This window comes from Duffyella sp. Ts4 (assembly GCF_051851875.1).
Lineage (GTDB): Bacteria > Pseudomonadota > Gammaproteobacteria > Enterobacterales > Enterobacteriaceae > Duffyella > Duffyella gerundensis.
Genome location: NZ_JBLYPN010000003.1, coordinates 475,191 through 499,498 on the forward strand (window position 1 = coordinate 475,191; position 24,308 = coordinate 499,498).

The window sequence follows — 24,308 nt, forward strand, 5'->3', positions numbered from 1 at the left end:
CTCTTAATGATCACAGAATCTGATTCAGATGCAGCTGACCCATCAGCAGATGGTTGTCGGCATAGTCAACCGGCACCGCCACTACCGCCGGGCCCTGCACATCCATCGCTTTACGCAGAGTCGGTTCCAGTTCGGCAGCGCTGTTGACGGCAAAACCGGCGGCGCCAAAGGCTTCGGCATAGGCTTTGAAATCAACCGGGCCAAACTTCACGCCGGAAACGCGCTGATATTTTTTCTCTTCCTGCATCGCCACCATGTTGTAGGCCTCATCCACCCAGATGATGTGTAGCACGTTGGCTTTGAGCCGCACCGCGGTTTCCAGCTCCATGCTCGACTGCAGGAAGCCGCCGTCGCCGGAGACGGACACCACTTTGCGGCCAGGATCGACCAGCCAGGCACCGATGGCCCACGGCAGCGCGACGCCCATGGTTTGCTGGCCGTTGGAGATCATGATTTGACGCGCACGGAAGCTGTAGAGATAACGGGCGATCCAGATATGGAAACTGCCCATATCCACCGTCAGCGTGACGTCGCTGTTAATGATGTCCTGCATTGCCCGCACAATACGCAGCGGGTGCAGGGCAAACTGGTTGAGGTTTTTGCCCTGTAGCGCCAGCAGCTCACGCTGATGCTGACGATCGTCGAGCACGGCGGCGGCGGCCTGGCTGAGCTGCAAAGGCTGTTCAATGCGCGCAGCGAGCTTGTCCAGGGTGGCGGCGATATCGCCTACCAGCTCGGCATCCGGCAGATAGCGGTTGTCGGTTTCCGCCGGGATCACATCAATGTGAATCAGCGTGGCGTTGCCGCTGTTCCACATCGCCGGTTCATATTCCACCGGGCTGTAGCCAATGGTGACGATCAGATCGGCCTGTTGCAGCAGGCGATCGCCCGCCTGATTGTTAAACAGACCAACGCGACCGGCAAAACGGGAGAAGTGCTCCTGACGTACCGCGCCCGCTGCCTGATAGGTGCTGGTGACCGGAATATGGCTGCGCGCCAGCAGGCGATGCAGCGCCTCGCTGTTTTCCGGCTGGCTGGCCATCAGGCCGAGCAGAAACACCGGGTTTTTCGCTTGCGCAATCTCGCGTGCTACCGCATCGATAGTGGCATCCGGCGCCGCGCCGAGCTGAACCCGCGCCTTGCTGCTCAACAGCTGGCCGCTGGCGGGCTGGTCGACAATATCCTGCGGCAGGCTGATAAAGCTGCTGCCGCCGCGGCCCTGCTCGGCATAGCGAAAGGCGTTGGAAACCGCTTCTGCCAGTGCGGACGAATCGGTGACTTCCACCGCATATTTGGTGACCGGACGGAACATCGAGACGGTATCCATGCTCTGATGCACCAGCTTGGCGCTGTCGGCACGCTTCACCGCGCCGCCGATAGCCACCACCGGATCGCCTTCGCTGGTGGCGGTGGCCATGCCGGTAATCAGGTTGGAACAGCCAGGACCGGAGGTAACCAGCGCCACACCTGCGTTGCTGGTCAGGCGACCCACCGCCGCGGCCATAAAGGCGGCGTTGGCTTCATGGCGCACCGGAATGGTTTGAATGGTGGAATCGAGCAGCGAATCAAACACCTTATCGATTTTTGCACCGGGAATGCCGAACACATGCTTAACGCCCTGCGCTTCCAGCTGTGCCACCACCAGATCGGCGCCGTGTTGCCAAATTTTGCTTTCAGGATTCTTCATGGTTTTCGCCTCAGGTTAGCTTTCAACCGCGCGGATAGCCGCGTCGAGATTGTCAGGGTTCAGGTTGGCGCGCAGAAAATCGTTATCGCGCGGCAGATCGATCACTAATTTGCTGATCTCGCCAAAGGTCAGCACGCCCGCTTCCAGGACATAATCGAGCAGATGGCCGCCGCCCTTGCGATCGCGGGTAATAAAATGTTCGTGGTAACCGGCAACGTTAATGCCCTGCATATACTGCGGCGTACGGAAGCCGATCAGTTCGCCCTGACAGTCGTTGAAGCGGAACACCGGCTGTTTATCCAGCACTTCAGGCATGGAGCGATAAGGCCGGAACTGGCAGGGCACGGTGCGGGTTTGCACCGAGGAGAAGCGGCCGCTGATGCGCAGCGCGCAGAACTGATTATCGGAGCGCACCTGCTGATCAATCACCTGATGCACCTCGTCGCGGCTGGCGGCGCGGTCAAAACGATGTTCATACTGCGGATTGAAAAAGGTCATGACCGCAAACGGCGTTTTTTGCTCAGGATCCGCTTCCCTGGCGCTGCCGTCAGAGCGCAGTTGATAAACTTCGCTGTCAAACGCGATCAGTTCACCGTCGAGTTGATTGAAGGTGCCGAGGCCAAAATCCCCTTTTTGCAGTAACTCTGCCACGCGGGTGGTACCGTCATAAACGCCGCTGAGCAAGGCACTCATCAGTGAGGTTTGATAGATAACACTTTCTGGCTTGTTCTGCTGTAAGCCTCTGACGGTGTTTACAAGTTGTTCCTCGCATAAACAATCGGTTACAGAATTGGTCATACGTTACCTCGTCGATTAACTGTTAAGCTGGATTAACTTAATGTTGACTCGGTTCAGCGGTGAATACCAATACCGAAAGTCCACCACTTTGAGACGTTTTTGATATGGAACTTCGCCATCTGCGTTATTTCGTTGCCGTTGCGCAAACGCAAAATTTTACCCGTGCCGCCGAAATGCTCGGCATTTCACAGCCGCCGCTCAGCCAGCAGATCCTGCGGCTGGAGCGGGAGATCGGTACGCCGTTGCTTAAACGACTGACGCGCGGCGTAGCGCTGACCGAAGCGGGCAGCGCGTTTTATCAGGATGCCTGTCAGATTGTCGCACTGGCGGATCATGCGCTGGAGAAGGCGCGCGGCATTGCGCGTGGCATCAGCGGCCAGCTCTCGCTGGGTTTTGCCAGTTCAGTGGCCTTTCATCCGGCGGTGTTTCAGCTGCTGCGTGATGTGAGGGCGCGCTATCCGGCGCTGGACTTGCTGACCCGTGAAGAGAACATGGCGTCGCTGATGGAGGATTTGCAGGATGGGCTGCTGGATGCGGCGTTTATTCGTCTGCCGTGCGAAAGCAGCAAGGCGTTTAACCTCAAGGTGATCGCCACCGAGCGTATGCTGATTGCACTGTCGGCATCGCACCCGCTCAGCGGCAGCCCGTCGCTGTCGTTAAGCCAGCTGATCGGCGAGCAGATGATCATGTTTCCGCGTGAAGTGGCGCCCAGCCTCTATGAGCTGGTGATCAGCAGCTGCCTGCGCGCCGGTTTTCATCCCGATGCGCTGCTTCAGTCGCCGCAAATCGCCTCTTCGCTCGGCATGGTCGCCGCGGGCTGCGGTTTTTCCATCGTGCCGGAATCGATGACCTGTATCAGCCATCCCCACGTGCGCTTTCATCCCATTAGCGGTAACACGCTGTTTACCGATGTGGCGCTGGCGTGGCGGCGTAATAACCCGTCGGTAGCGGTGCGTCATCTGATCGGGCTGCTGGCAGAACAGCAAGAGGCGGGCAAATCCACGTCATGACCCCGGCGCAGAATTGATAATTATTATCACCTGCACTATTGTGGCTGCGCTTTTTTGCCGGTCACACAGGATTTGATCATGACAACCGACTCTTCGCCGCTGGCCCAGCCGGACGCGATGGCCCAGTATCAGCGGGTGCTGCGCCGCCGCCTGCTGTGGATTGGCGTGCTGCTGCTGGCGATTCTCGCTTCGCTGCTGCTGGATTTCACTCTCGGTCCCGCCGGACTGTCGCTGGAGACGTTTTGGCATGCGCTGCGCGAACCGGCCAGCGTGGATGACGGTACGCGCATCATCGTCTGGGATATTCGTCTGCCCTATGCCCTGATGGCGATGGTGGTGGGTGCCGCACTTGGCCTCGCCGGTGCTGAAATGCAGACCATCCTTAACAACCCGCTGGCCAGCCCCTTTACTCTTGGCGTCTCATCGGCGGCGGCATTTGGCGCGGCGCTGGCGATCGTGCTCGGTATTGGCATTCCTGGCATCGCCGATCAGTGGTTTATCTCAGCCAACGCCTTCGTGTTTGCCCTTTTTGCCGCGCTGATGCTCGACGGCATCAGCCGCTGGACCCAGGTTTCCTCATCCGGCGTGGTGCTGTTTGGCATTGCGCTGGTGTTTACCTTCAATGCGCTGGTGTCGATGATGCAGTTCATCGCTACGGAGGATACGTTGCAGGGCCTGGTGTTCTGGACCATGGGCAGTCTGGCGCGCGCATCCTGGGACAAGCTCGGCGTGCTCAGCGCCGCGCTGCTGGTGCTGCTGCCCTTCTCGCTGCGCAGCAGCTGGAAGCTGACCGCACTCCGGCTGGGGGAAGATCGGGCGGTGAGTTTTGGCATCGACGTGCGCCGTCTGCGGCTGACCACCCTGCTGCGCATCAGTATTCTGTCGGCGCTGGCGGTGGCGTTTGTCGGACCGATCGGCTTTATCGGCCTGGTCGCCCCGCACATCGCCCGCCTGATGTTTGGTGAGGATCACCGGTTTTATCTGCCTGCCAGTGCGCTGATCGGCGCGCTGGTGCTGTCGATCGCCTCGGTGGTCTCGAAGAATATCGTGCCGGGCGTGATCGTGCCGGTGGGCATTGTGACCTCGCTGGTTGGCGTACCGTTCTTTCTCAGCATCATTTTGCGCCACCGGGGGAACGTATGAGCGAACAGGGATTACGCCTGCGCGATTTCAGCGCCGGGTATCGCAAGCAGCCGGTGCTGGAAAATTTACAGGTAGCGCCGCTGCCACCGGGTAAAATCACCGTGCTGCTCGGGCCAAACGGCTGCGGTAAATCGACCCTGCTGCGCGCGCTGGCGGGCCTTGGCAAAGGGCACGGTGAGGTCTGGCTCAACGGCAATGACCTGATGAAACAGCCGTTTGCCCAACGTGCTGAACGGGTAGTTTATCTGCCGCAGTCGCTGCCTGCGGGCGTGCATCTGCACGTACTCGAATCGATTATCGTGGCGCAGCGCGCCTCGGGCGGCAGGCTGAGCACGGCGGCGCAGCAGGAGGTGCTCGCGCTGCTGGAGCAACTCGGCATTGCGCATCTGGCGATGCGTTATCTCGACGAGCTATCCGGCGGGCAAAAACAGCTGGTGGGTCTCGCGCAGTCACTGATTCGGCGGCCACAGTTATTGCTACTGGATGAACCGCTGAGCGCGCTGGATCTCAACTATCAGTTTCACGTCATGGATCTGGTTCGTCGCGAAACTGCCGCCCGCAATATGATCACCGTGGTGGTGGTGCATGATATCAATATTGCCCTGCGCCACGGCGATCACGCGCTGATGCTGAAACAGGGCAAGCTGATTGCCGAAGGCGCGCCGGAACAGGTTATCGTGCCGGAGACGCTGGCCAGTGTGTATGGCGTTAAAGGCCGTATTGAGCATTGCTCACAGGGCACGCCGCAGGTGATCATTGACGGGCTAATGCCTGCGCGGCTGGGGTAAACGACACTATTTGCGGCTGGCGGGCTTCAGGCCGCGATAGAGATCCTGCAAGCGCTTCATGGTTTTCACGGTGCGCGTTGACATCGCCGTCGCCACCGACAGCACGATCATCTCCAGACAGACCAGCACCGTGCCGTGCAGCGGAATGCGGCCATTCTCACCGCCGCGCGGCACGTTGATCACCACATCCGCCTCGCGGGCAAAAAATGAATCGCTGGCGCTGGTGAGCAGAATAATGGGTACGCCAAGGCGTTTCGCTTCGCGGATCACCGTGGTGCCTTCGCGGTGTGCCGATTTCTGCGCCATCATGATCAGCACGTCGCCGCGCTGCAACGCCAGCAGTTGCTCCGCCAGCGCCACGCCCGACCGATTCAGGCTCACCGCCGGCAGGCCGATGCGAATGAACAGCCGCGTGCTGTAATCCGCCAGAATACCCGAGGCATTAATGCCAAAAATAGCCACCTGCCGCGCCTCGCTGAGCTGCGTCACCGCCGCGGTAACCGCCTGACGATTTGCCGCCGCCGCCAGCACTTCGCAGGCGCGCTGATGACCCTGCAACACAAAATCGATGCCCGCATTGACGTCGCTGGCCAGTTCACTGACCGTGGTGCTCATCTTCTCCGCTGAGTTCATCGCCGGGCCGAACCAGGCTTGCAGTGTCTGCTTCAGCTCGCGCAGGCCATCAAACCCCAACGCCTGCACCGCACGGATTACCGTGGCATCAGAGGTGTTGGTCGCCCGTGCGATCTCAATTGCCGTGCTGTCGAGCACGCTCTCGCGATGCGTATTGATGTAACGCGCCACCGCCTGCAGACGCGGCGAGAGCTGCGCCTCACGCAGGCGGAAACGTTCGCCCAGCAGGTCGGTACGATTTTTAAGGCTGTTATCGGCGGCCATCATCTGCTCCGGGTTAGCATTCAGTGTGTGAGGCAGGCGCCTGCGCCTGTTGCGTCCGGTAAGCTAATAATTGCAATCGTCCATTGCAAGCGGTGTTTGACGCGCCGTTTCTGTAGTGACTGAACGCACTGCGGCTTTTGCGCGAAGTGCTTATTACCCTTAATGAAATCAGGTATCAGCAGAGACTAATTAAAAAAACGTTATTTAACAGGAATAAAGAAACAAATCTTTGAGATTCACCGCCAGTTCAGCGCAGCGTCATTCTGTAGTAAACAGGCCGAAATAAAGATGTACTGCTACATCCTTTAATGTTTGAATGATTCTCAATTACATGACGGGTGCCGCACAGGCATCCGCGATTATTGCTTTGCTCTCCGGCGTTACGCCATTGGCGACATTCAGGGTCAGTAAACATCATGAACAAACCTTCACTCTCTGCTGCAAAACAGCGCACGCTGTTACTTTCGTTGTGTGGCGCGACGCTGGGCATCTCCGGCAACGGCGCGGCGGCGGATAGAGCCGATACGCTGGTGGTATCCGCCGCGCCGCGCGCTGAAGAAAGCTACGGCGCATCCACCGCGTCGGTGGCGGGCAAGACGCCAACTCGCCGCGTTGATGAGGCCAATTCGGTCAGCGTGGTGACGCAGCAGCAGCTGGATGATTATCAGGCTACCCGTCTCAGAGATGCGATGCGCTTCGTCAGCGGCGTTTCGGAGGCGAACACGCTGGGCGGAACCGAAGATGGTTTCGTGCGCCGCGGCTTCGGAGCCAATGCCGATGGCTCGATCTATCGCGACGGCATTCGCAGCAGCCAGGGGCTGAATCTTAACGCCGCCACCGAGCGGGTCGAGGTGCTGAAGGGATCGGCATCATTGCTCTACGGCATTCAGAATCCCGGCGGCGTCATCAACGTGGTGAGCAAAAAACCGCAGTACGAATGGCACAGTGCGGTCAGCGGCCGTTACGCCAGCGAAGGCGGAGGCGCGGGGACCGGGCCGCTGGGCAACGGTTTCGCCGTGCGACTGGTGGCGGAGAAGCAAAATCAGGATTACTGGCGCAATTTCGGCAGCGATGAGCACACGCTGATCGCGCCATCGTTGCAGTGGTTTGGTGAGCAGGCGAGCTTTTTAGTCAGTTACGAAGATTATCGCTACGACATTCCTTACGATCGCGGTACGGCGTTTATCAACGGCAAGCCGGTGGATATTGGCTACAAGGATCGGCTCGACGACACCGCCAATCACGCCTGGGGCCATAACAAATCGCTGAATGCGCATTATGACTGGCAGTTCAACGACAGCTGGAGCACGCGCGTCAGCCTCGGCTGGAACCAGCGCCGCTACGATAACAACGAAGTGCGCGTCACTGCGGTGAACACCAGCAGCGGCAAGGTCACGCGGCGCGCCGATGCCAATCGCGGCTTTAACCACAAAACCCGTTACGTCTCCTGGGAGCTGATCGGCAGCCCGGAGCTGCTGGGCATCAAACACGATCTGGTGTTCGGCACCGATTATGAGATGAATCAAACCTATCGGGCGCATCAGTATCAGGGCAAGGCGACCAGCAACTTCAACCTGTTCGATCCTGAATACACGATCAGCTCACCGATCGTGGACGACAGCAGCGAAAACCGCGCCAACGCTAACAATCTTAATCGCATTCACAGCCGTTCACTCTACGCTAAAGACAGCATCACCCTGACGCCAGCGTGGATAGCGGTGCTGGGCGGCCGATATCAGCACTATGAGCAGCGCGCCTCGCGTGGCTTTGATCCGGTGGTGCGGACGCTGGATGACGAAGGCAATCAGTTCCTGCCGCAGGCGGGTTTGATCTACAAGCTTACGCCGGACGTTTCACTATACGGCAGCGTCAGCCGTTCGTTTACGCCCTCCACCGACGTGGATGATGATGGCAACGTCGGTAAGCCCGAACAGGGCACCACCTGGGAAGTGGGCAGCAAGTGGCAACTCTCGCCACAGCTGTTCGCCTCGGTTGCGCTCTATCGCATCGATGAAAAGGATATGTCGCTGAGCATCAACGGCACCACCCGCGCCATCGATAAGGCGCGCTCCACCGGCGCAGAGTTTGAGCTGAACGGCGAAATCCTGCCGGACTGGGATCTCAGCGCCAGCTACAGTTATGACAAGGCGGAGATCGTTGACGACGGCGTGAATGCCGCCAACAACGGCAATCGTCTGCAAAATGCGCCGACCCATTCGGGCGCGCTTTACCTGAGCCATAACCTCACTATCCGTAGCGTGCCCGGTGACTGGCGCGTGGGCGGCGGCGCACGCTACATCGGTGCGCGCGCGGGCGATCCCGATAACAGCTTTACCCTGCCCGATTATGCGGTGGCCGACGCCTTTATCGCCTGGAACAACCGCCTGTTTGGCGAAAAAACCCAGCTGCGTTTGAACGTTAATAACCTGTTCGACAAGCACTATTACACCTCCAGCGGCGGCAATCTGCGCGTGCGTGAGGGCGAAACCCGCAACCTGATGGTACAAGCCCGTGTTGAATTCTAAGCGCGCCCTGTGGCGCACCTTCACGGCGGCCCTGCTGGGTCTGCTGTTGATCAGCCCGCCGGTGCTGGCGCGCACGGTCACCGATATTGATGGTCAGCGCGTTGAGGTGCCCGATCATCCGCAGCGCATCGTGCTGGGGGAGAGCCGCATGCTTTATACGCTGGCGATGCTGGAGCCTGGCAATCCGTTTCAGCGCATTGTTGGCTGGCCGCAGGATCTGAAAAAGTACGATCGGCAGACCTGGGACAGCTTTGCGCAGCGTTTTCCGGAGATGTTACAGATTCCCGCGCTGGGCCTCGACGGCATGAACGATATGAATCCGGAGCGGGTGCTGGCGCTGAAGCCCGATCTGGTGATCCTGCCGCAGCAGGCGCGCAAAGGTGATGCCGGTCAGCAGCTGTTGATCATGCTCAAGGCGGCACATATTCCAGTGATCACCGTGGATCTGCGGGTGCACATGCTGAAAAATACCGAAGCGAGCGTGGCGCTGTTTGGCGAAGTGCTTGGTCAACCCGCACGCGCCGCCCGATTTAACGCCTTTTATCACCAACACATGCAGCGTATTCAGCAGCGGCTGGCCGATTATCACGGACGCAAGCCGCGCGTGCTGTTACATCTGCATCTGGGACGGCGCAACGAATGTTGCGTGACGGCGGTTAACGGCAGCCTTGGCGAGCTGTTGCAGTTTGCGGGTGGCGACAATATTGCCGCAGGCGCGGTGTCTGGCGTGTTTGGTCGTCTTAACGAGGAAGCGGTAATTACCGCGCAGCCGGATCTCTATTTTGCCACCGGCACCGGCGGCCCCGAGGCTGAAGGCGCACTCCGCCTGGGTCCGGCGGTCTCCGCTGAGCAGGCTCGCGCCAGCCTGGATACATTGATTGGGCAGCAAAATGGCCTGAAAGCGCTGCGTGCGGTGCAGAACCATCAGGCCGCGGCGCTGTGGCATAACTTTTATCTCAGCCCGTGGCACGTCGCCGCCACTGAGTTCTTCGCCAAAACGCTCTATCCCGATCTGTTTCAGGATGTCGACCCGCAACAGACCCTCCAGCAGATCTTCAGCGATTATCTGCCAATCCCCTATTCTGGCACCTGGTTTATAGCGCCGACTAAGTGACGTTGTCACCGTGGTTCGCCGCGCTGCCAGAGCAGCAGCAGGCCGACAAGCGTCAGCAACACGCCGGGCACGGCTCCGGCGTGAAAAGGCTCGTGAAAGCCCGGCAACCACAGCGCCAGCGCCCACACCAGCAGATAACTGATGCTCAACAACGGATAGGCGCGATTCAGTGCCAGATGACGCAGCGCCGCGGTCCAACAAAGCATCGACAGCCCGTAAGCGAACAGACCGCCTGCCAGTACACTTAACGGCAACAGCGGTAAGGTTCGCCATTCGGCGCTGGTCAGCGGCAACTGCACCACTGACCAGCGCAGCATCAGTTGGGCAGCAGTAACCAACAGCATGCTGGCTAGCGCCAGTCCGCGTCCCTTCATGCGTATCGCCCCATTAATGCCACGCCCACTACAATCAGCAGCGTGCCCAGCCACTGCTGGCGCGACAGCTTTTCACGCCAGATTAGCCGGGCCGCCAGCGCCACCAGCATAAAGTTGAGGCTCAGCATCGGATAAGCCAGGCTGACCGGCAAACGTTGCAGCACACGCAGCCAGATCAGCATGCCCGCGGCCAGTAGCAGCAGGCCGCTTAGCAGCCAGCCGATGACGCCATAGCGAGTGCGCTGGCGCGCCGCCTGTTTCTGACACAGCTGGCCGCCACAGCTCAACAGGCTGGTAAGCAGTACCAGCAGAAGATTGCTGTTCATGGCGTCGGCTTATATTGCAGCAGCAACAGGCGATCGCTGCGGCAGACCACATCCGCGCGCGGCAGATCCGCAGGCAGCGGCTCGTCGCGATCCAGCAGCAGCACCAGCGAAACGGTGCCCTGCTGACGGTGCGCCGCCAGCCAGGCGCTGAAACGATCGCCGCTGACAAAACGGTCCTGCGCATCGGCATAGCTCAGGCCATAACGCAGCTCGCCCTGCTGGTCATATAACAAAATATCGCTGCGCCGTAGCGTCCAGGCTAGCGCCGAGGCAATACCGGGATTGTCGCTGAGCAGATAGCGGCTGCCGGTGAGTTTGTCACTGACGCTGTGGATAAAGCCCTGCGGCTGACGGCTGCTTTCCACGCTGCGCGGAATCGCCCCGCCGATACACAGCGCCAGCGCCAGCGGACAGAGCGCGGCCCATTGCCAGCGGCGCGCCGCCGATCCCAGGCTGAGCGCACCAGCCAGCGCCCAACCGGCGAAGGCGATCAGCGCCAGGCTCAGCGGCAGCAGTTCGTCGGCGGCATACAGCGGATGTTTACCAATGCCCCAGGGTGCCAGCACCAGAATGATCAGCAGCGCCGCGCCGCTGCCGAACAGCACATTAATCACCGCGTTAACGCGCAGCGTGCGCGACGCGCGGGCCGCCAGCGCATGTCCGTGCGCGGCAATAAGCAGGGCCAGCGGCGCAAAACAGGGCAAAATATAGGTGAGTAACTTGCCTTTGGCGATGCTGAAAAACAGCAGCGGCAGTAGCGTCCAGCAGAGCAGATAGAGCATGCCCGGCGCGGCGGTACGCTGACGCCACGCCGTGAACAGCGCACCCGGCAGCAGCGCCAGCCACGGCAGCGTGCCCGCGATCAACATCGGCAGGTAGTACCAGAACGGCGCCTTGTGCTGCGCATCCTGGTCGGCGAAGCGCTGTATGTGTTCAACCCAGAAAAAGTAGTGCCAGAAATCGGGCTGCTGGTGATAAATTGCCAGCGCCCAAGGGGCAGAAATCAGTGCCGCACTGAGCAGCGCCAGCGGGCCGTAGCGTAGTAATTCATTCAGCCGCCGCTGCCACGCTGCCCAGGGCACAATCGCCAGCACCGGCAGCACCAGCGCCAGAAAGCCTTTGGTCATAAAGCCCATGCCGCAGGCCAGGCCAAACAGCAACCAGCCGCCAAGGCGTTGCGCGCGGCTCCCGGCGTGACTTGCCCACCAGAACAGCGTCATGGCAGCAACCAGCCAGAGCGTGAGCATCGGATCCAGCACCGCATAGGTGCTGACGCCATACACCAGCAGCGAGGTCAGAAAAATCAGGCTGCCGGTGAGCGCGATGCGACGGCTGGCAAACAGGCGGCAGCCGAGCCAGTAAAGCAGCAGCGCGCTGGTGAGGGTGGAAGCGACCGCGCCAATGCGCACGGCGAAATTATTATGACCAAACAGCCACTGGCCGAGGTTATTGATCCAGTAGCCCGCCGCCGGTTTTTCAAAGTAGCGCAGGCCGAGAAAATGCGGCGTGATCCAGTTGCCGTTGTGCAGCATCTCGCGGCTGATTTCGGCATAGCGCATCTCGTCGGGCTGCCACAGCGGCCTGAACTCTAGCGGCAGCAGGTAATAGAGCGCGATCAAGGCCAGCAGTAACAGGCCACTACGACGATGATTCATGGCTCAACCCCAGTCCGTGTTTCGCAGCCGAGCCACCCTTCCCGCCCGGCGATCTGCCCACGCACCACTTTCCCCAGCGGCAGCCGGTTAATGTCGGCGGGTAGCAGCGCGCCCAGCGGGCAAAATTCGATGCCCTGCGCTTTACAGCGCGTCAGCAGATGATCAAAGGCGGCCAGTTGGCTAATGCCTTCCACCTCAGCATGAATGGTGTATACCGGTGTGCCGGAATCGGCCTGCATACGGCTGAGAATATAATCGTTGTAACCGGCAATGCTGGTTTGCGTGCCGACCACCTCATCCCAGGTGGGCAACGTCACCGGAATTTGCACCGTGCCCGGCTGGCCATTGGTGAGCAATGGGCGAAATGGCGCAGTGCCGCGGCAGTCGCTGTTATAGCGAAAGGCAAAATGCTCTTTGGCCTGCACCACACGGCCGTCGGCGCGCCAGCCCGCCGCCGCTGAACAGCAGATGGTGCTGCCGGTAATGTTTTCCAGCCGCGTCAGGCCGCGCTGGATCTCCTGACGAAGCCGCTCTTTCGGCCAGACGCCCGCCCAGGTTTGCCAGGCAAAATGATCCCAGGCGTGTAACCCGACCTCATGATGATCGGTGGTGGCGTTGATCACCGACGCCAGACCCTCGCCAATCACCCGGCCCGGCCACGCGGTACCCGCCAGCACGATGTCCCAGCCGTAAAGCGTGGCGGCGCGCGATCGCAGCATCTTCCATAAAAACGCCGGTTTCAGCAGCCGCCAGAGATGCCGCCCCATATTGTCCGGCCCCACGGTAAAAAAGAAGGTTGCCTGAATATCGTGCTTGTTGAACAGATCGAACAGCGCTGGCACGCCCCGTTGCGTGCCGCGCCAGGTATCCACATCAATGCGCAGGCCAATTTTTTTCATGAGACGTCGCCCTGCACCTCGACGGTGCGCAGAAAGAAATCGAGTGTGTTGTCGATGGTGGTTTCCATCGCCACCTGCGGCGTCCATTCCAGCAGGCGGCGGGCGTTGCGGATCGAGGGTTTGCGGTGCTCCACGTCCTGATAGCCTTTACCGTAGTAGCTGCTGCTTTCCACCTCGCGGAAGCCGGCAAACGGCGGAAACTGCGCGCGCAGCGGATGGCGCTCAAAGCTCGCCAGCAGCTGTTCAGCCAGATCTCTGATACTCGCCTCGTTATGCGGATTGCCAATGTTGATAATCTGCCCGTCACAGTTTCCTGCGCGGTTCTCAATAATGCGGAACAGCGCCTCAACGCCGTCGCTGATATCGGTGAAGCAGCGCTTCTGGCTGCCGCCGTCGATCAGTTTGATCGGCGAGCCTTCAACCAGATTGAGGATCAGCTGGGTAATGGCGCGTGAGCTGCCGATGCGGGCGGCATTGAGGTTATCGAGCCGCGGCCCCATCCAGTTGAATGGGCGGAACAGCGTAAAACGCAGCCCCTGCTTATCGCCGTAGGCCCAGATCACCCGATCCAGCAGCTGCTTGGACACCGAATAGATCCAGCGCTGCTTGTTGATCGGCCCGACCACCAGCCGTGAATGATCCTCATCAAAGCTGTCGTCATCGCACATGCCGTAGACTTCCGAAGTCGACGGAAAAATGATGCGCTTGTCGTACTTCACGCAGTCGCGAATGATTTTCAGGTTCTCTTCGAAGTCGAGCTCAAATACCCGCAGTGGATTGCGTGTGTACTCAATCGGCGTAGCGATCGCCACCAGCGGCAGAATAACGTCGCATTTCTTGATGTGATATTCGATCCACTCTGAATGGATGCTGATGTCGCCTTCCACAAACTGAAAGCGTGGATGGCCGATAAAACGGCTGATGGCGTCGGCGCTGATATCCAGCCCAAACACCTCAAAATTATCATCCTGTAGTAGCCGTTCGGTCAGGTGATTGCCGATAAAGCCGTTGACGCCGAGGATCAGCACGCGCGTGCGGCGTTTCGCCGTGGCCACCGGCTGTGAGCCGAGCAGCGCGCCCGGCACCACGCCAAGGCTTTGCGCCAGCTGGCTGCCGTTCATGTAAACGCCGTTATCTGCCTGGCCGGTAACGATCTCCAGCGCGCCTTCACCGCAGGCGATCACAAAGGGCGACGTCGAGATCACCGTGCCCGGCTTGCCCGCTGCGTCACCGGCCACGGCCACGACCCGGCTTTTCCAGACGGTGAATTTGGTGGTGCCCGCCCAGGCCAGGGCGCCGGGCCAGGGATCGGTCACCGCCCGCACCAGGTTGTGCAGCTGCGTTGCCGTCTGCGACCAGATCAAACGACCATCGTCCGGCGTGCGGGCACGCATCACCGTTGCCTGCTCTTCCCGCTGCGGCCTGCCCGCTATTTTCCCCTGTAGCATCACGGGCAGCGCGTCATTGAGCAGATTATCCGCACAGCGCACCAGCTTATGATGCAACGTCAGCGCCGTATCCTCGGCATCAATCTCTTGCGTCGCCTGCGCAATAATGTCGCCAGCATCGGCGCGTTTCACCATACGATGCAGCGTGACGCCGGTTTGTGTTTCGCCGTTAACCAGCACCCAGTTCAGCGGCGCACGGCCACGATACTGGGGCAGCAGCGAACCGTGCAGGTTAAATGCCCCCTGCGCGGCGCAGGCGAGGATCTCCTCGCCCAGCAGGTGTCGGTAATAAAAGGAAAACAGCATGTCAGGTGCCATCGTCCGGATACGATCGATCCACAGCGGATGATTAACGTTATCCGGGGCGTAAACCGGAATGCCGTTTTCCGCTGCCAGCCGGGCGACCGAGCCAAAGAAATGATTTTCGCTGGTGGCATCGGCGTGAGTAAAAATGGCAGCGATAGAGTAACCCGCGCGCAGCAGCGCAGTGATGCCGGTACAGCCCATGTCGTGATAGGCGAAGACGATGGTTTTCATGAGTCAGAGTCCTGTGCGGATGCGCCGGATTGGGGATAGATGACGCGCTGGATGAAATAACGAGGCCGGGCGCGCACGTCGTTGTAGATGCGGCCGATGTATTCGCCGAGTAAGCCCATGCCGATAAACTGCGCGCCGATAAAGATAAACAGCACGGCAAACAGCATAAAAATGCCGTCACCGGCCCAGGCGGATCCGAAGAACAGCCGCAGCAGTATCAGCGTGATTGAGAAGGCAAAGCCGGTCAGCGCGATCAGGCTGCCGAGCACGCTTAGCATGCGCAGCGGCGTGGTGGTCAGGCAGGTGATCAGGTCGTACATCAGGTTGATCAGTCGCATAAAGCTGTACTTCGACTCGCCAAACTCCCGTTCGGCGTGGGTGACCGGCAACTCAATGGTGCGGCGGGCAAAGGTGTTGGCCAGCACCGGAATAAAGGTGCTGCGTTCGTGGCAATTGAGCATGGCGTCGATAATGTGCCGACGATAGGCGCGCAGCATACAGCCGTAATCGCCCATCGCCTTGCCGGTTACGCGCTGAATCAGCAGGTTGATGGTGCGTGAGGCGCGGCGACGAAACCAGCTGTCCTGGCGGTTTTGCCGCACCGTTCCCACCACGTCGTAGCCCTGCTGCGCGGCGGCCACCAGCTGCGGAATCTCCTCCGGGGGATTTTGCAGATCGGCATCCAGCGTGACGATCAGATCGCCACTGACGTGGCTGAAGCCCGCCATAATGGCAGAGTGCTGGCCGTAGTTGCGGTTAAGCAGAATAGCGACAACGTGGCTACCCGGCTGTTTCGCCGCCGCAGCGATCATCTCACCGGAGTTATCCTGACTGCCGTCATCCACCAGCACGATTTCGTAATCGAGTTCGCAGCGCTGGCAGGCGGCATCGGTGCGCCGCAGCAACTCCGGCAGGCTCTCCTGCTCGTTAAACACCGGGATGACCACCGAGATTTTTTGTATGAGCATCTCCGTCATCCTCTGGCCCCGAGCATGCGCAGTGCGGTAATTACGCGCTCGACGTCGCTGTCGGTCATGTCGGGAAACAGCGGCAGCGAGCAGATGCGTTCGCTGTTCCACTCGGTGGCGGGCAGCGAGAGCTGTGGATAGCGCTCGCGATACCAGCGATGGGTATGCGCGGCGCGAAAATGCAGCCCGCTGCCAATATCCTGATCTTTCAGCGCCTGCATCAGCGCATCGCGGGTGATGCCGCAGGCCGCTTCGTCAACGCGAATAATAAACAGATGCCAGGCGTGCTGATGCGGCCAGGTGGGCAGCGCCAGCGGTGCAAAAGGCAGATCGCGCAGTGCGCTGAGATAGCACTGGGCGATGGCGTCGCGACGCGCGTTAAAGGCGGGCAGCCGCTCCAGCTGCACGCGGGCAATCGCCGCGCTGATATCAGGCAGGTTATATTTCAGTCCCGGCATAATGACCTCAGCCTGCGGTTGTCGACCGTGGGTAAAGCGATCAAAAGCGTCGACGCCCAGCCCGTGAAATTTCAGCATGCGCATGCGTTCAGCGAAGGCGGCATCATCGGTCACTACCATGCCGCCTTCGGCGCAGCTGATATTTTTAATCGCGTGAAAGGAGAAAATAGCGGTGCCGGTTTGCCCCACCGGCCTGCCCTTGTAGTGCGTGCCGATGGCGTGCGCCGCATCTTCAATCAGCGGGATCGCGTGACGTTCGGCCACCGTGCGGATAGCGTCGAGATCCAGCGGCGCACCGGCAAAGTGTACCGGTATAATCGCGCGTGTATTGGGCGTAATGGCCGCTTCAATCGCCTCAGCGCTGACCATCAGCGTGTCGTCATCGACATCAATCATTACCGGCGTAGCGCCCAATAAAGTGATGATATTCAGCGTGGAAACCCAGGTCATGGAGGGGGTGATCACCTCATCGCCCGGCTGCAATCCCAGCGCCATGAGCGCAACGTGCATGCCGCCGGTGGCGGAGCTCACCGCAATGGCGTGCTGATTACCGGTGAACTGACAAAACGCCTGTTCCAGTGCCGCGCATTGCGGGCCGGTGGTGATCCAGCCCGAACGAAACACCGCTTCAACGGCAGCCAGCTCAGCTGCACCGAGTGAAGGACGAGAAAAAGGAAGAAAAGCCATAACGTCTGTTCCTTAATGCGAAAAATGCCGTGCGGCAAGGGCGCCTGAACCGTTAAATAACCGGCAGCACAACGCCGCAGCGCAACGCTTCTGCACGGCTAAATATAAGGATAAAAGGTGGCCGGTTAAGACTTCAGCGAGAATATAAGCCGAACCTTAAAGGAACATTAAACGCGCTATTTTTTTAATTTGGGGAATAACCCCTGGAATGTAAGTAAACGCGTGCGGCGGTAATAAAAAAACGCAGGAAATATAAGAAAAACCCTCGATTGATGCGGATTGAAAGGCAGATTGCGCAGCAGGAGAACATATTTATTTACAGGTGAAAAAAATAAAGCAAGGGTTATTCCAGCATGCGTATTTACGGTTTATTGAGCTGCGGTTTAGATTAGAAAAATAAACCGCACTGTCATTATTATGAAATAAAGGCCATCTGCACGTGTTTATTTATCGCAACAGTGACCAACATATTTCATGCTGACATAACCTTATGGCACGCCACCTGATGCCCTTCAGCCACCTGCCGCAAACGCGGTGCCTCACTGCGGCACTGCGCTGTTGCCAGCGGACAGCGCGAAGAGAAGCGACAGCCCGGCGGCGGATTCGCCGGATCGGGAATATCACCCTGCACGATCTGTGACGGTTTCTGCTGCGGCTGGAGGGTCGGCACCGCCGCCAGCAGCGCCTGGGTATAAGGATGCAGCGGTTGACTGAACAGCCGGTCGCGGCTGGCGGTTTCCACCAGCTGACCGAGATACATCACCGCGACATCATCGCAAAGGTGCTCCACCACCCCGAGATCGTGCGAGATAAACAGAAAGGTGACGCCGTGATCGTCACGCAGATCGGAAAACAGGTTGATAATCTGTGCCTGAATCGACACGTCCAGCGCGGAAATCGGCTCATCGGCGACGATAAAATCAGGATTCAGGATCAGCGCGCGGGCAATACCGATGCGCTGTCGCTGTCCGCCAGAAAACTCATGCGGAAAGCGATCATAATGCTGCGCGGCCAGACCGCAAATGGTCATCACCTGCAGCACCTTGTCCCGCAGTTCTGCCCGGCTACACAACTTATGCTGCAACATCGCCTCGCCAATGGCGTCGCCGACGCGAATGCGTGGATTCAGCGCGCTGTAAGGGTCCTGAAAGACCAGCTGCATTTTTGGCCGCAGCGCCTGGCGTTGTCGCGCGGTTAACTGCTGCAGATCCTGACCCTGCCAGAGAATATGGCCTGCGGTTTGTTCATACAGCCCGAGCAGCGTGCGCCCTACGGTGGTTTTTCCGCTGCCCGATTCGCCGACCAGGCCAAAGATGGAACCGCGACGAATACGAAAGCTGACGTCATCCACCGCACGCAGCTGCCCGGTTTCCTGACCAAACAGGCCGTCGCGGATGGGAAAATATTTTTTCAGCCCGTCGACTTCAATCACATAGTCATGGTTCATGGCTGCGCCTCCGCGCGCTCACTGTGGAAGCAAGCCGCTCGCCGCACCTCACCGATCAGCGGTGGCACGGCACGCCGGCAACGTGCTGAAACGCGATCGCAGCGATCGGCAAAAGCACACCCGGCGGGCAGTGCCGCCAAATCCGGCACCTGACCGGGAATTGACCACAGGCGGCGACGGCGCTCGCCGGGCACCGGCCGTGAGGCGATCAGACCGCGGGTATAGGGATGCAACGGCTGACGCAGCACGTCGGCGGTAGGACCCTGCTCAACCACCCTTCCGGCGTACATCACCACCACCTGCTCCGCCATCTGCGCAATCACGCCGAGATCGTGCGTAATCAGCATCAGCGCCATCCGCTGTGCCCGCGCACGTTCACGCAGCAGCTGCAGGATCTGCGCCTGTACTGTGACATCCAGCGCGGTGGTCGGCTCGTCGGCAATCAGTAGCTTCGGCTGACAGCTGATCGCCATGGCGATCATGATGCGTTGCAGCATGCCGCCGGAGAGCTGATGCGGATAACAGCGCATCAGGCTTTCGGCCCGGCCCAGCCCAACGTCACTAATCAGCTGTATCGCCTGCTGCCAGGCCGCCTTCGGCGTGACGCCGCGATGGCGGATCAGCGGTTCACACAGCTGCTCACCCAGCGTTAACACCGGGTTCAGCGCGCTCATCGGCTCCTGAAAGATCATCGCCAGCGCGTTGCCGCGCAGATCGGCCATGCGCTTCGGTTTTAATTGCAGCAGATCTTCCCCCTCAAACCGGATGGCACCGCCATCGATGCGCGACGCCTGAGCCGGTAATAATCCCATTAGCGACAGCGCGGTAACGCTTTTGCCACAGCCCGACTCGCCGACGATGCCCAGCGTCTGTCCGGGTTGCAGGGAAAAACTCACCTGCTGCACCGCGCGTACCCGGCCCTGCTCGCCGGCAAAAGAGACCGATAAGTTTTCGAACGAAATTAATGGTGTACTCATTTCAGCCCCGGTTTCATTTTTGGATCAAGGGCATCGCGCAGGCCATCGCCCAGCACATTGATAGCGATCACGGTAAGAAAGATGGCAATACCGGGCGGCATCCATAACCACGGGCGGCGCTGAAAATCGATCAGGCTGTTGGCAGCGTCCATCATATTGCCCCATGAAGGCGTCGGCGGCACGACGCCAAGGCCGAGATAGCTCAGGGCGGATTCGGTGAGAATGGCGTTAGCGACCGCCATGGTCGCCATCACAATCAACAACGGCACGGTGTTTGGCAACAGATGGCGGAACAGCCGTCGACGCGACGACAGGCCAAGCACCTGGGTTGCCAGCATAAAGTCGCGCTCACGCAACGAGAGAATTTGTCCGCGCACCAGCCTCGCCAGCTTTGGCCACTCCAGCAGGCTCAGCATGATCACCACCATGTAAACACGCGACTCGGCGGAAAAGTCGAGCTCGGAGAGCATGGCACCGGCGACGATCAGCAGCGGCAGGCTGGGAATGGTCATCACCAGATCGGCCAGCCGCATCAACAGTTTATCGGTGATGCCGCCACGATAGCCGGCCAGCGCACCCAGCAGATAGCCCAGTGCAACCGAGAGCAGCATGGTCATCAGGCCGATCATCAGCGAGATACGCCCGGCCAGCAGCAGGCGCGTATAGACATCGCGGCCAAGGAAATCGGTGCCCAGCCAGTGCGCAGCACCGGGAGCCTTATTCACCATCAGCGCATCGGTGGCGTCGTTCTGCCACGGCGACCAGTAAGGCCCGACAACGCACCAGAGAGCCATAATAGTTAATAACGCCAGGCTCAGCATGGCCAGCGGGTTATGGCGCAGCGCGCGCCACGCCAGATGCCAGGGTGACGGTGTCACGTTGGCCATTGTCGGAATAATCGCCTTGCGCAGGCGACGGGTGGAAAACAGCGTACTTAACATGATTATTTCACCCGAATGCGCGGATCGGCCCACGCGTAAAGCACATCGGCCAGCAGATTGCCCAGAATGGTTAATACCGCGAGAAACAGCGTAAAGCCCATTAGCACCGGATAATCACGCGCGGCGAGCGAATCGAGATGAATATGCCCGGCACCCGGCCAGTTAAAGACTTTTTCCGTGATGATGGCGCCAGAAAACAGCCCTGGCAGCTCAAAGCCGAGCAGCGTAATCACCGGCAACAGCGCATTGCGCAGCGCATGGCGAAAGATCACCGTACGCTCGCGCAGCCCTTTTGCCCGCGCGGTGCGAATAAAATCCATCTTCACCACGTCGAGCATGCTGGCGCGAAAATAACGTGTCAGGCTGCCCGCTTGCAGCATCACCAGTGCCAGCACTGGCAGCACCAGATGCGCAGCAACCTGCACAACCCAGGCCCAGCCGGTCTCGTCGCTGCCGGTGTTGGTCATGCCGCCCACCGGCAGCCAGTGCAGATCCACCGCAAACCATTTGATCAGCAGCAGACAGAGAAAGAAGGTAGGAAACGACATCGCAGCGAAGACCACCACGCTGAGCAGATAATCAAACAGCGAGCCAGGCCGCATCGCGGAGATTACGCCCGCCGTCAGGCCGATGCCCCAGTAAAACAGCAGCGCAATGCTCGCCAGCAGAAATGAATTCCAGATGTACTGATTGAGCAGCTGGCTTACCGGTATCTGATACTGCAACGAAAAGCCAAGATCGCCGCGCAGCAGCTGACCCAGCCAGTGCAGGTAGCGCCACAGCAGTGGCCGATCGAGGCCGTAAATGGCCTTCAGCTCGGCGGCGCGCGCGGCGGTAAGCGTGACGTTGCCATCAATGAAATCGCCAGGCGTTTTGGCAAACAACATAAAGATGATCAGCGAGGCAAACAGCAGCATTGGCACCGTTTGCAGCAGCCGTCGGAGAATAAAGTTTTTCATGCACGTCTCTGCGCAATGGCCAGCCAGCGCTGGCCACCCGATTATTTGGCGATGGTGACGTTCGGCAGGCTGCCGGTCAGGCCGTTGTAGATATCCGGTTTAAAACCAGTGACGCGGGCGCTGCTGGCGGAGAGAATCTGCCGGTAAGCAAGCAAAATCGCCGGTGGATCCTCGGCCAGCACCTGATACAGCCGGTTGTAAATCGGCTTGCGCTTTTCCGGATCAAGCTCGGCGTTGCCCTGATTAATCAACGCGTCGACCTGCGGGTTGTTATAGCCCGACTCGGTGGCTTCCTTGCTGTAGAAATCCCACACGCCGTCATGCGGATCGTTCAGCGTGCTGGTGCTGAACGAGGCGAGATCGTAGTTCCCCGCCTTGCGTTGCGACATCAAGGCGTTGAAATCCACCACCTGTGGCTTGAGCAGCACGCCAATTTGCTGCCAGTTCTCTTTGGCGATCGGAATCAGTGCATCGTTCAACACTTTTTTGCTCACCAGCAGCGTCAGTTCCAGCCGTTTGCCCGCTTTGACGCGAATGCCGTCCGGTCCCTTCTTCCAGCCCGCTTCATCAAGCAGTTGGTTAGCGCGCGCAGGATTGTACTGATACGGATTCACGCCGTTAGCGTTCCATGCCCAGGAGATGGGCGCTATTGGCTCAATCGCCACCTTGCCGTAACCCTGATAAACCACATCAATCAGCTTCTGGCGATCCAGCCCGTAGATCAGCGCCTGGCGAACTTTTGCATCCTGCAACGTCGGGCGATGCAGGTTAAATTCCACTTTGCTGTAATCACTGGAGCCATACAGGTTGATGTTGGCAAAACCGAGCATGCGCAGCTGTTCAATATCATCCGGACGCGAGGTAAAGGCGTCGTAATCGGTCTCGCCGGTCTGGAATAGCTGGAAGTTGGTCGATGGATTGGTGACGCGATAAATAAAGCGAGGTACCGGCGGCGTGCCGCGATAGAAGCGCGTGTTGGCGTGGAAGCGAATTTCCTGGCCGGGAATATATTTATCGTAAACGTAAGGGCCGTTGCCCAGCGGCTTGCCGTTGAGCGTACGCAGATAGTCGAGATTGCCACGCTGATAATTTTTTCCATACCAGGCTTTTGACAGCACCGGTCCGCCAATTTTTGCCAGCGTGGTGGCACCTGGCTGCGTGGTGGTCACCTGCAAGGTCAGTGGATCAATCACCTTCAGCCCACTGACGCTGTCGGCTTTGCCCGCTTTGTAATCGGCTCCACCGGCAATGTTGGCCAGCGTGATATCCGTGTCGCCATCATATTTCGGATCGTGAAGCACGGTAAGGGTGAACGCGACATCCTCAGCGGTCAACGGCGAGCCGTCGCAGAAGGTTAAGTTCGGCCTGAGCTTAATGGTGTAAACCTTATGATCGTCGCTGACCGACCAACTTTCTGCCAGGCCAGGCACCAGCTTGCCCTGGCTGTCCCAGTCGATCAGCCGCGAGAAGATGACGTTAGTAACGTTCTCATCCCAGCCATTGACGAAGAAATAGGGATTAAAAATGCCCTGAGGTTCAGAGATACCCGCCACCACGGTGTCTTTACGCAGCTTCGCGGACGCCGGGATTTGGCTGATGTCAGTGGCTGGCGTGATGCCCGGCTTCAGAATCTCATCGGCATAGAGCGGCGAGGAAAAGGCCATGACGCTGGTTAACACGGCGAGTGTCAGCGCCTGCGCAATGCGCGTGGGTTGTGCATATCTGGACAAACGTATTCCCTTATCAAATGGTTGCCATGAAGTTTACAAATCATGACGAAAGATAAGAGTCGCGCTTAAGGCTGTCTAACAACGTAACGGCATGAGTTATAGCGATCTGTCCTTAGGAATTAAATGGCAAAGCTTTGCTGAATGACGTCTAAGTCGGCAGTCAAATCAGGTAACGCTTTGTTTAGTGCCAATATCGTTTGGCTGAATAAGATCATCTCTTGCTACTTTCGCTATGGCATTGATCTGAAAAGGCCCGTAGAGAATGCACAGATATAGCCAACGCTGATAATGAAAAAATCGGCTGCCTGGTGAAGCACGTTAAATTTCTTTCCCTTTCTGTTGCGCTGCTAAACAAAATACGCCTGCCGCCTTCCCTTTTTTGCTTTGAAAACGCCTGCTTCCAACTGCCTTTTAGCCCTCGCACCTGCCGTCCCGTTGGCAAAACATAAGCCAAATCGTCCCTGGCGACTATTTTGTGATCGTTTTCAATTAATGGAACGTTCCTGATATCGGTCTGCACGGTTAGCAGCTATGTTCTTGATGCGCTGTCAGTTATACAAAACGGTCAGTTCGCACAGCCCAGGCCATCAGTTTTTCTCATCATTCATCCTCTGGAAGGTCAATATGGCGATAAAAAGTAACCCGCAGGATATCGATAACCTCATCGATCTGGTTGGCGGGAAAAGTAATATAGCCACGGTTTCGCACTGTATCACCCGACTGCGCTTTGTGCTGAACGACCCCGCCAAAGCCCGGCCAAAAGATATTGAAAACCTGCCAATGGTTAAGGGCTGCTTTACCAATGCCGGTCAGTTTCAGGTGGTGATCGGCACCGACGTCGGCGACTGGTACAACGTGCTGCTGGAACGCACCCAGCTAAGCCGAACCGACAAAGAGAGCGCCAAGCGGGTGGCGCGCCAGAACATGAAGTGGCACGAAA

At 58.9% G+C, this 24,308-nt stretch carries 21 protein-coding genes; 6 read left to right on the forward strand and 15 right to left on the reverse strand.

The genetic code is table 11. The annotated features are described in order from the left end of the window. Nucleotides 1-10: 10 nt before the first annotated feature. Nucleotides 11-1,687: an acetolactate synthase AlsS gene (gene alsS / locus ACJY2L_RS07605; RefSeq protein WP_067435815.1), complete on the reverse strand. Its 1,677-nt coding sequence runs from the start codon at nucleotides 1,685-1,687 to the stop codon at nucleotides 11-13. A gap of 15 nt (nucleotides 1,688-1,702) precedes the next feature. After that, nucleotides 1,703-2,485 (reverse strand): acetolactate decarboxylase, encoded by a 783-nt coding sequence (budA, locus tag ACJY2L_RS07610; protein ID WP_067435811.1) that lies wholly within the window; start codon nucleotides 2,483-2,485, stop codon nucleotides 1,703-1,705. A gap of 104 nt (nucleotides 2,486-2,589) precedes the next feature. Between budA and ACJY2L_RS07615 the strand changes: the two genes are divergently transcribed. From ACJY2L_RS07615 to ACJY2L_RS07625, 3 genes are all read left to right on the forward strand, one after another. Further along, a complete protein-coding gene (locus tag ACJY2L_RS07615; RefSeq protein WP_439213475.1) occupies nucleotides 2,590-3,495 on the forward strand; it encodes a LysR substrate-binding domain-containing protein in 906 nt (301 codons plus the stop codon). 72 nt (nucleotides 3,496-3,567) lie between these two features. Continuing rightward, nucleotides 3,568-4,638, forward strand: a complete 1,071-nt coding sequence (locus ACJY2L_RS07620) for a FecCD family ABC transporter permease (protein ID WP_439213477.1) — start codon at nucleotides 3,568-3,570, stop codon at nucleotides 4,636-4,638. Further along, nucleotides 4,635-5,426 carry an ABC transporter ATP-binding protein gene (locus ACJY2L_RS07625; RefSeq protein WP_439213478.1) on the forward strand — a complete coding sequence of 264 codons (792 nt, stop codon included), beginning with the start codon at nucleotides 4,635-4,637 and terminating at the stop codon, nucleotides 5,424-5,426. The genes ACJY2L_RS07620 and ACJY2L_RS07625 overlap by 4 nt, the downstream gene beginning before the upstream one ends. Nucleotides 5,427-5,432: 6 nt before the next feature. Here the strand turns inward: ACJY2L_RS07625 and ACJY2L_RS07630 are convergent, their stop codons facing one another. Further along, nucleotides 5,433-6,323, reverse strand: a complete 891-nt coding sequence (locus ACJY2L_RS07630) for a MurR/RpiR family transcriptional regulator (RefSeq protein WP_439213518.1) — start codon at nucleotides 6,321-6,323, stop codon at nucleotides 5,433-5,435. 416 nt (nucleotides 6,324-6,739) lie between these two features. Here ACJY2L_RS07630 and ACJY2L_RS07635 point away from each other — a divergent pair, with 416 nt between their 5' ends. Both ACJY2L_RS07635 and ACJY2L_RS07640 read left to right on the forward strand, forming a co-directional pair. Further along, nucleotides 6,740-8,848 carry a TonB-dependent siderophore receptor gene (locus tag ACJY2L_RS07635; RefSeq protein ID WP_439213479.1) on the forward strand — a complete coding sequence of 703 codons (2,109 nt, stop codon included), beginning with the start codon at nucleotides 6,740-6,742 and terminating at the stop codon, nucleotides 8,846-8,848. 31 nt (nucleotides 8,849-8,879) lie between these two features. Then, nucleotides 8,880-9,962, forward strand: a complete 1,083-nt coding sequence (locus tag ACJY2L_RS07640; RefSeq protein WP_439213519.1) for an ABC transporter substrate-binding protein — start codon at nucleotides 8,880-8,882, stop codon at nucleotides 9,960-9,962. A gap of 5 nt (nucleotides 9,963-9,967) precedes the next feature. Here ACJY2L_RS07640 and arnF read toward each other — a convergent pair whose 3' ends face one another. From arnF to ACJY2L_RS07700, 12 genes are all read right to left on the reverse strand, one after another. After that, nucleotides 9,968-10,336 carry a 4-amino-4-deoxy-L-arabinose-phosphoundecaprenol flippase subunit ArnF gene (gene arnF / locus ACJY2L_RS07645; RefSeq protein ID WP_439213480.1) on the reverse strand — a complete coding sequence of 123 codons (369 nt, stop codon included), beginning with the start codon at nucleotides 10,334-10,336 and terminating at the stop codon, nucleotides 9,968-9,970. Next, a complete protein-coding gene (gene arnE / locus ACJY2L_RS07650; protein WP_067435777.1) occupies nucleotides 10,333-10,662 on the reverse strand; it encodes a 4-amino-4-deoxy-L-arabinose-phosphoundecaprenol flippase subunit ArnE in 330 nt (109 codons plus the stop codon). The genes arnF and arnE overlap by 4 nt, the downstream gene beginning before the upstream one ends. After that, entirely contained in the window at nucleotides 10,659-12,317 is a 1,659-nt protein-coding gene (arnT, locus tag ACJY2L_RS07655) for a lipid IV(A) 4-amino-4-deoxy-L-arabinosyltransferase (RefSeq protein ID WP_439213482.1), read from the reverse strand. Before arnT ends, arnE begins: the two co-directional genes overlap by 4 nt. Next, nucleotides 12,314-13,216 (reverse strand): 4-deoxy-4-formamido-L-arabinose-phosphoundecaprenol deformylase, encoded by a 903-nt coding sequence (arnD, locus tag ACJY2L_RS07660; RefSeq protein WP_439213484.1) that lies wholly within the window; start codon nucleotides 13,214-13,216, stop codon nucleotides 12,314-12,316. The genes arnT and arnD overlap by 4 nt, the downstream gene beginning before the upstream one ends. Further along, complete coding sequence (arnA, locus tag ACJY2L_RS07665) at nucleotides 13,213-15,201, reverse strand: bifunctional UDP-4-amino-4-deoxy-L-arabinose formyltransferase/UDP-glucuronic acid oxidase ArnA (protein ID WP_439213485.1); 1,989 nt, start codon at nucleotides 15,199-15,201, stop codon at nucleotides 13,213-13,215. The genes arnD and arnA overlap by 4 nt, the downstream gene beginning before the upstream one ends. Continuing rightward, entirely contained in the window at nucleotides 15,198-16,178 is a 981-nt protein-coding gene (gene arnC, locus ACJY2L_RS07670; protein WP_439213486.1) for an undecaprenyl-phosphate 4-deoxy-4-formamido-L-arabinose transferase, read from the reverse strand. Before arnC ends, arnA begins: the two co-directional genes overlap by 4 nt. After that, nucleotides 16,175-17,314, reverse strand: coding sequence for a UDP-4-amino-4-deoxy-L-arabinose aminotransferase (gene arnB / locus ACJY2L_RS07675; RefSeq protein ID WP_439213487.1), 1,140 nt, complete (start codon nucleotides 17,312-17,314; stop codon nucleotides 16,175-16,177). The genes arnC and arnB overlap by 4 nt, the downstream gene beginning before the upstream one ends. 472 nt (nucleotides 17,315-17,786) lie before the next feature. Then, nucleotides 17,787-18,761, reverse strand: a complete 975-nt coding sequence (locus ACJY2L_RS07680) for an ABC transporter ATP-binding protein (protein WP_439213488.1) — start codon at nucleotides 18,759-18,761, stop codon at nucleotides 17,787-17,789. Next, nucleotides 18,758-19,738, reverse strand: a complete 981-nt coding sequence (locus tag ACJY2L_RS07685) for an ABC transporter ATP-binding protein (RefSeq protein ID WP_439213489.1) — start codon at nucleotides 19,736-19,738, stop codon at nucleotides 18,758-18,760. The genes ACJY2L_RS07680 and ACJY2L_RS07685 overlap by 4 nt, the downstream gene beginning before the upstream one ends. Beyond that, the gene (gene opp4C / locus ACJY2L_RS07690; RefSeq protein ID WP_439213490.1) at nucleotides 19,735-20,679 is read right to left on the reverse strand and encodes an oligopeptide ABC transporter permease; all 945 of its coding nucleotides are present in this window, start codon (nucleotides 20,677-20,679) and stop codon (nucleotides 19,735-19,737) included. The genes ACJY2L_RS07685 and opp4C overlap by 4 nt, the downstream gene beginning before the upstream one ends. A 2-nt stretch (nucleotides 20,680-20,681) precedes the next feature. Then, nucleotides 20,682-21,638 (reverse strand): ABC transporter permease, encoded by a 957-nt coding sequence (locus ACJY2L_RS07695; RefSeq protein WP_067435748.1) that lies wholly within the window; start codon nucleotides 21,636-21,638, stop codon nucleotides 20,682-20,684. A 41-nt stretch (nucleotides 21,639-21,679) separates the two neighbouring features. Continuing rightward, nucleotides 21,680-23,302 (reverse strand): ABC transporter substrate-binding protein, encoded by a 1,623-nt coding sequence (locus tag ACJY2L_RS07700; RefSeq protein ID WP_439213521.1) that lies wholly within the window; start codon nucleotides 23,300-23,302, stop codon nucleotides 21,680-21,682. 690 nt (nucleotides 23,303-23,992) lie between these two features. On the opposite strand from ACJY2L_RS07700, the gene ACJY2L_RS07705 reads away from it, so the two are divergent. After that, the coding region (locus ACJY2L_RS07705) for a glucose PTS transporter subunit EIIB (RefSeq protein WP_439351291.1) at nucleotides 23,993-24,308 on the forward strand (316 nt) is incomplete at its 3' end.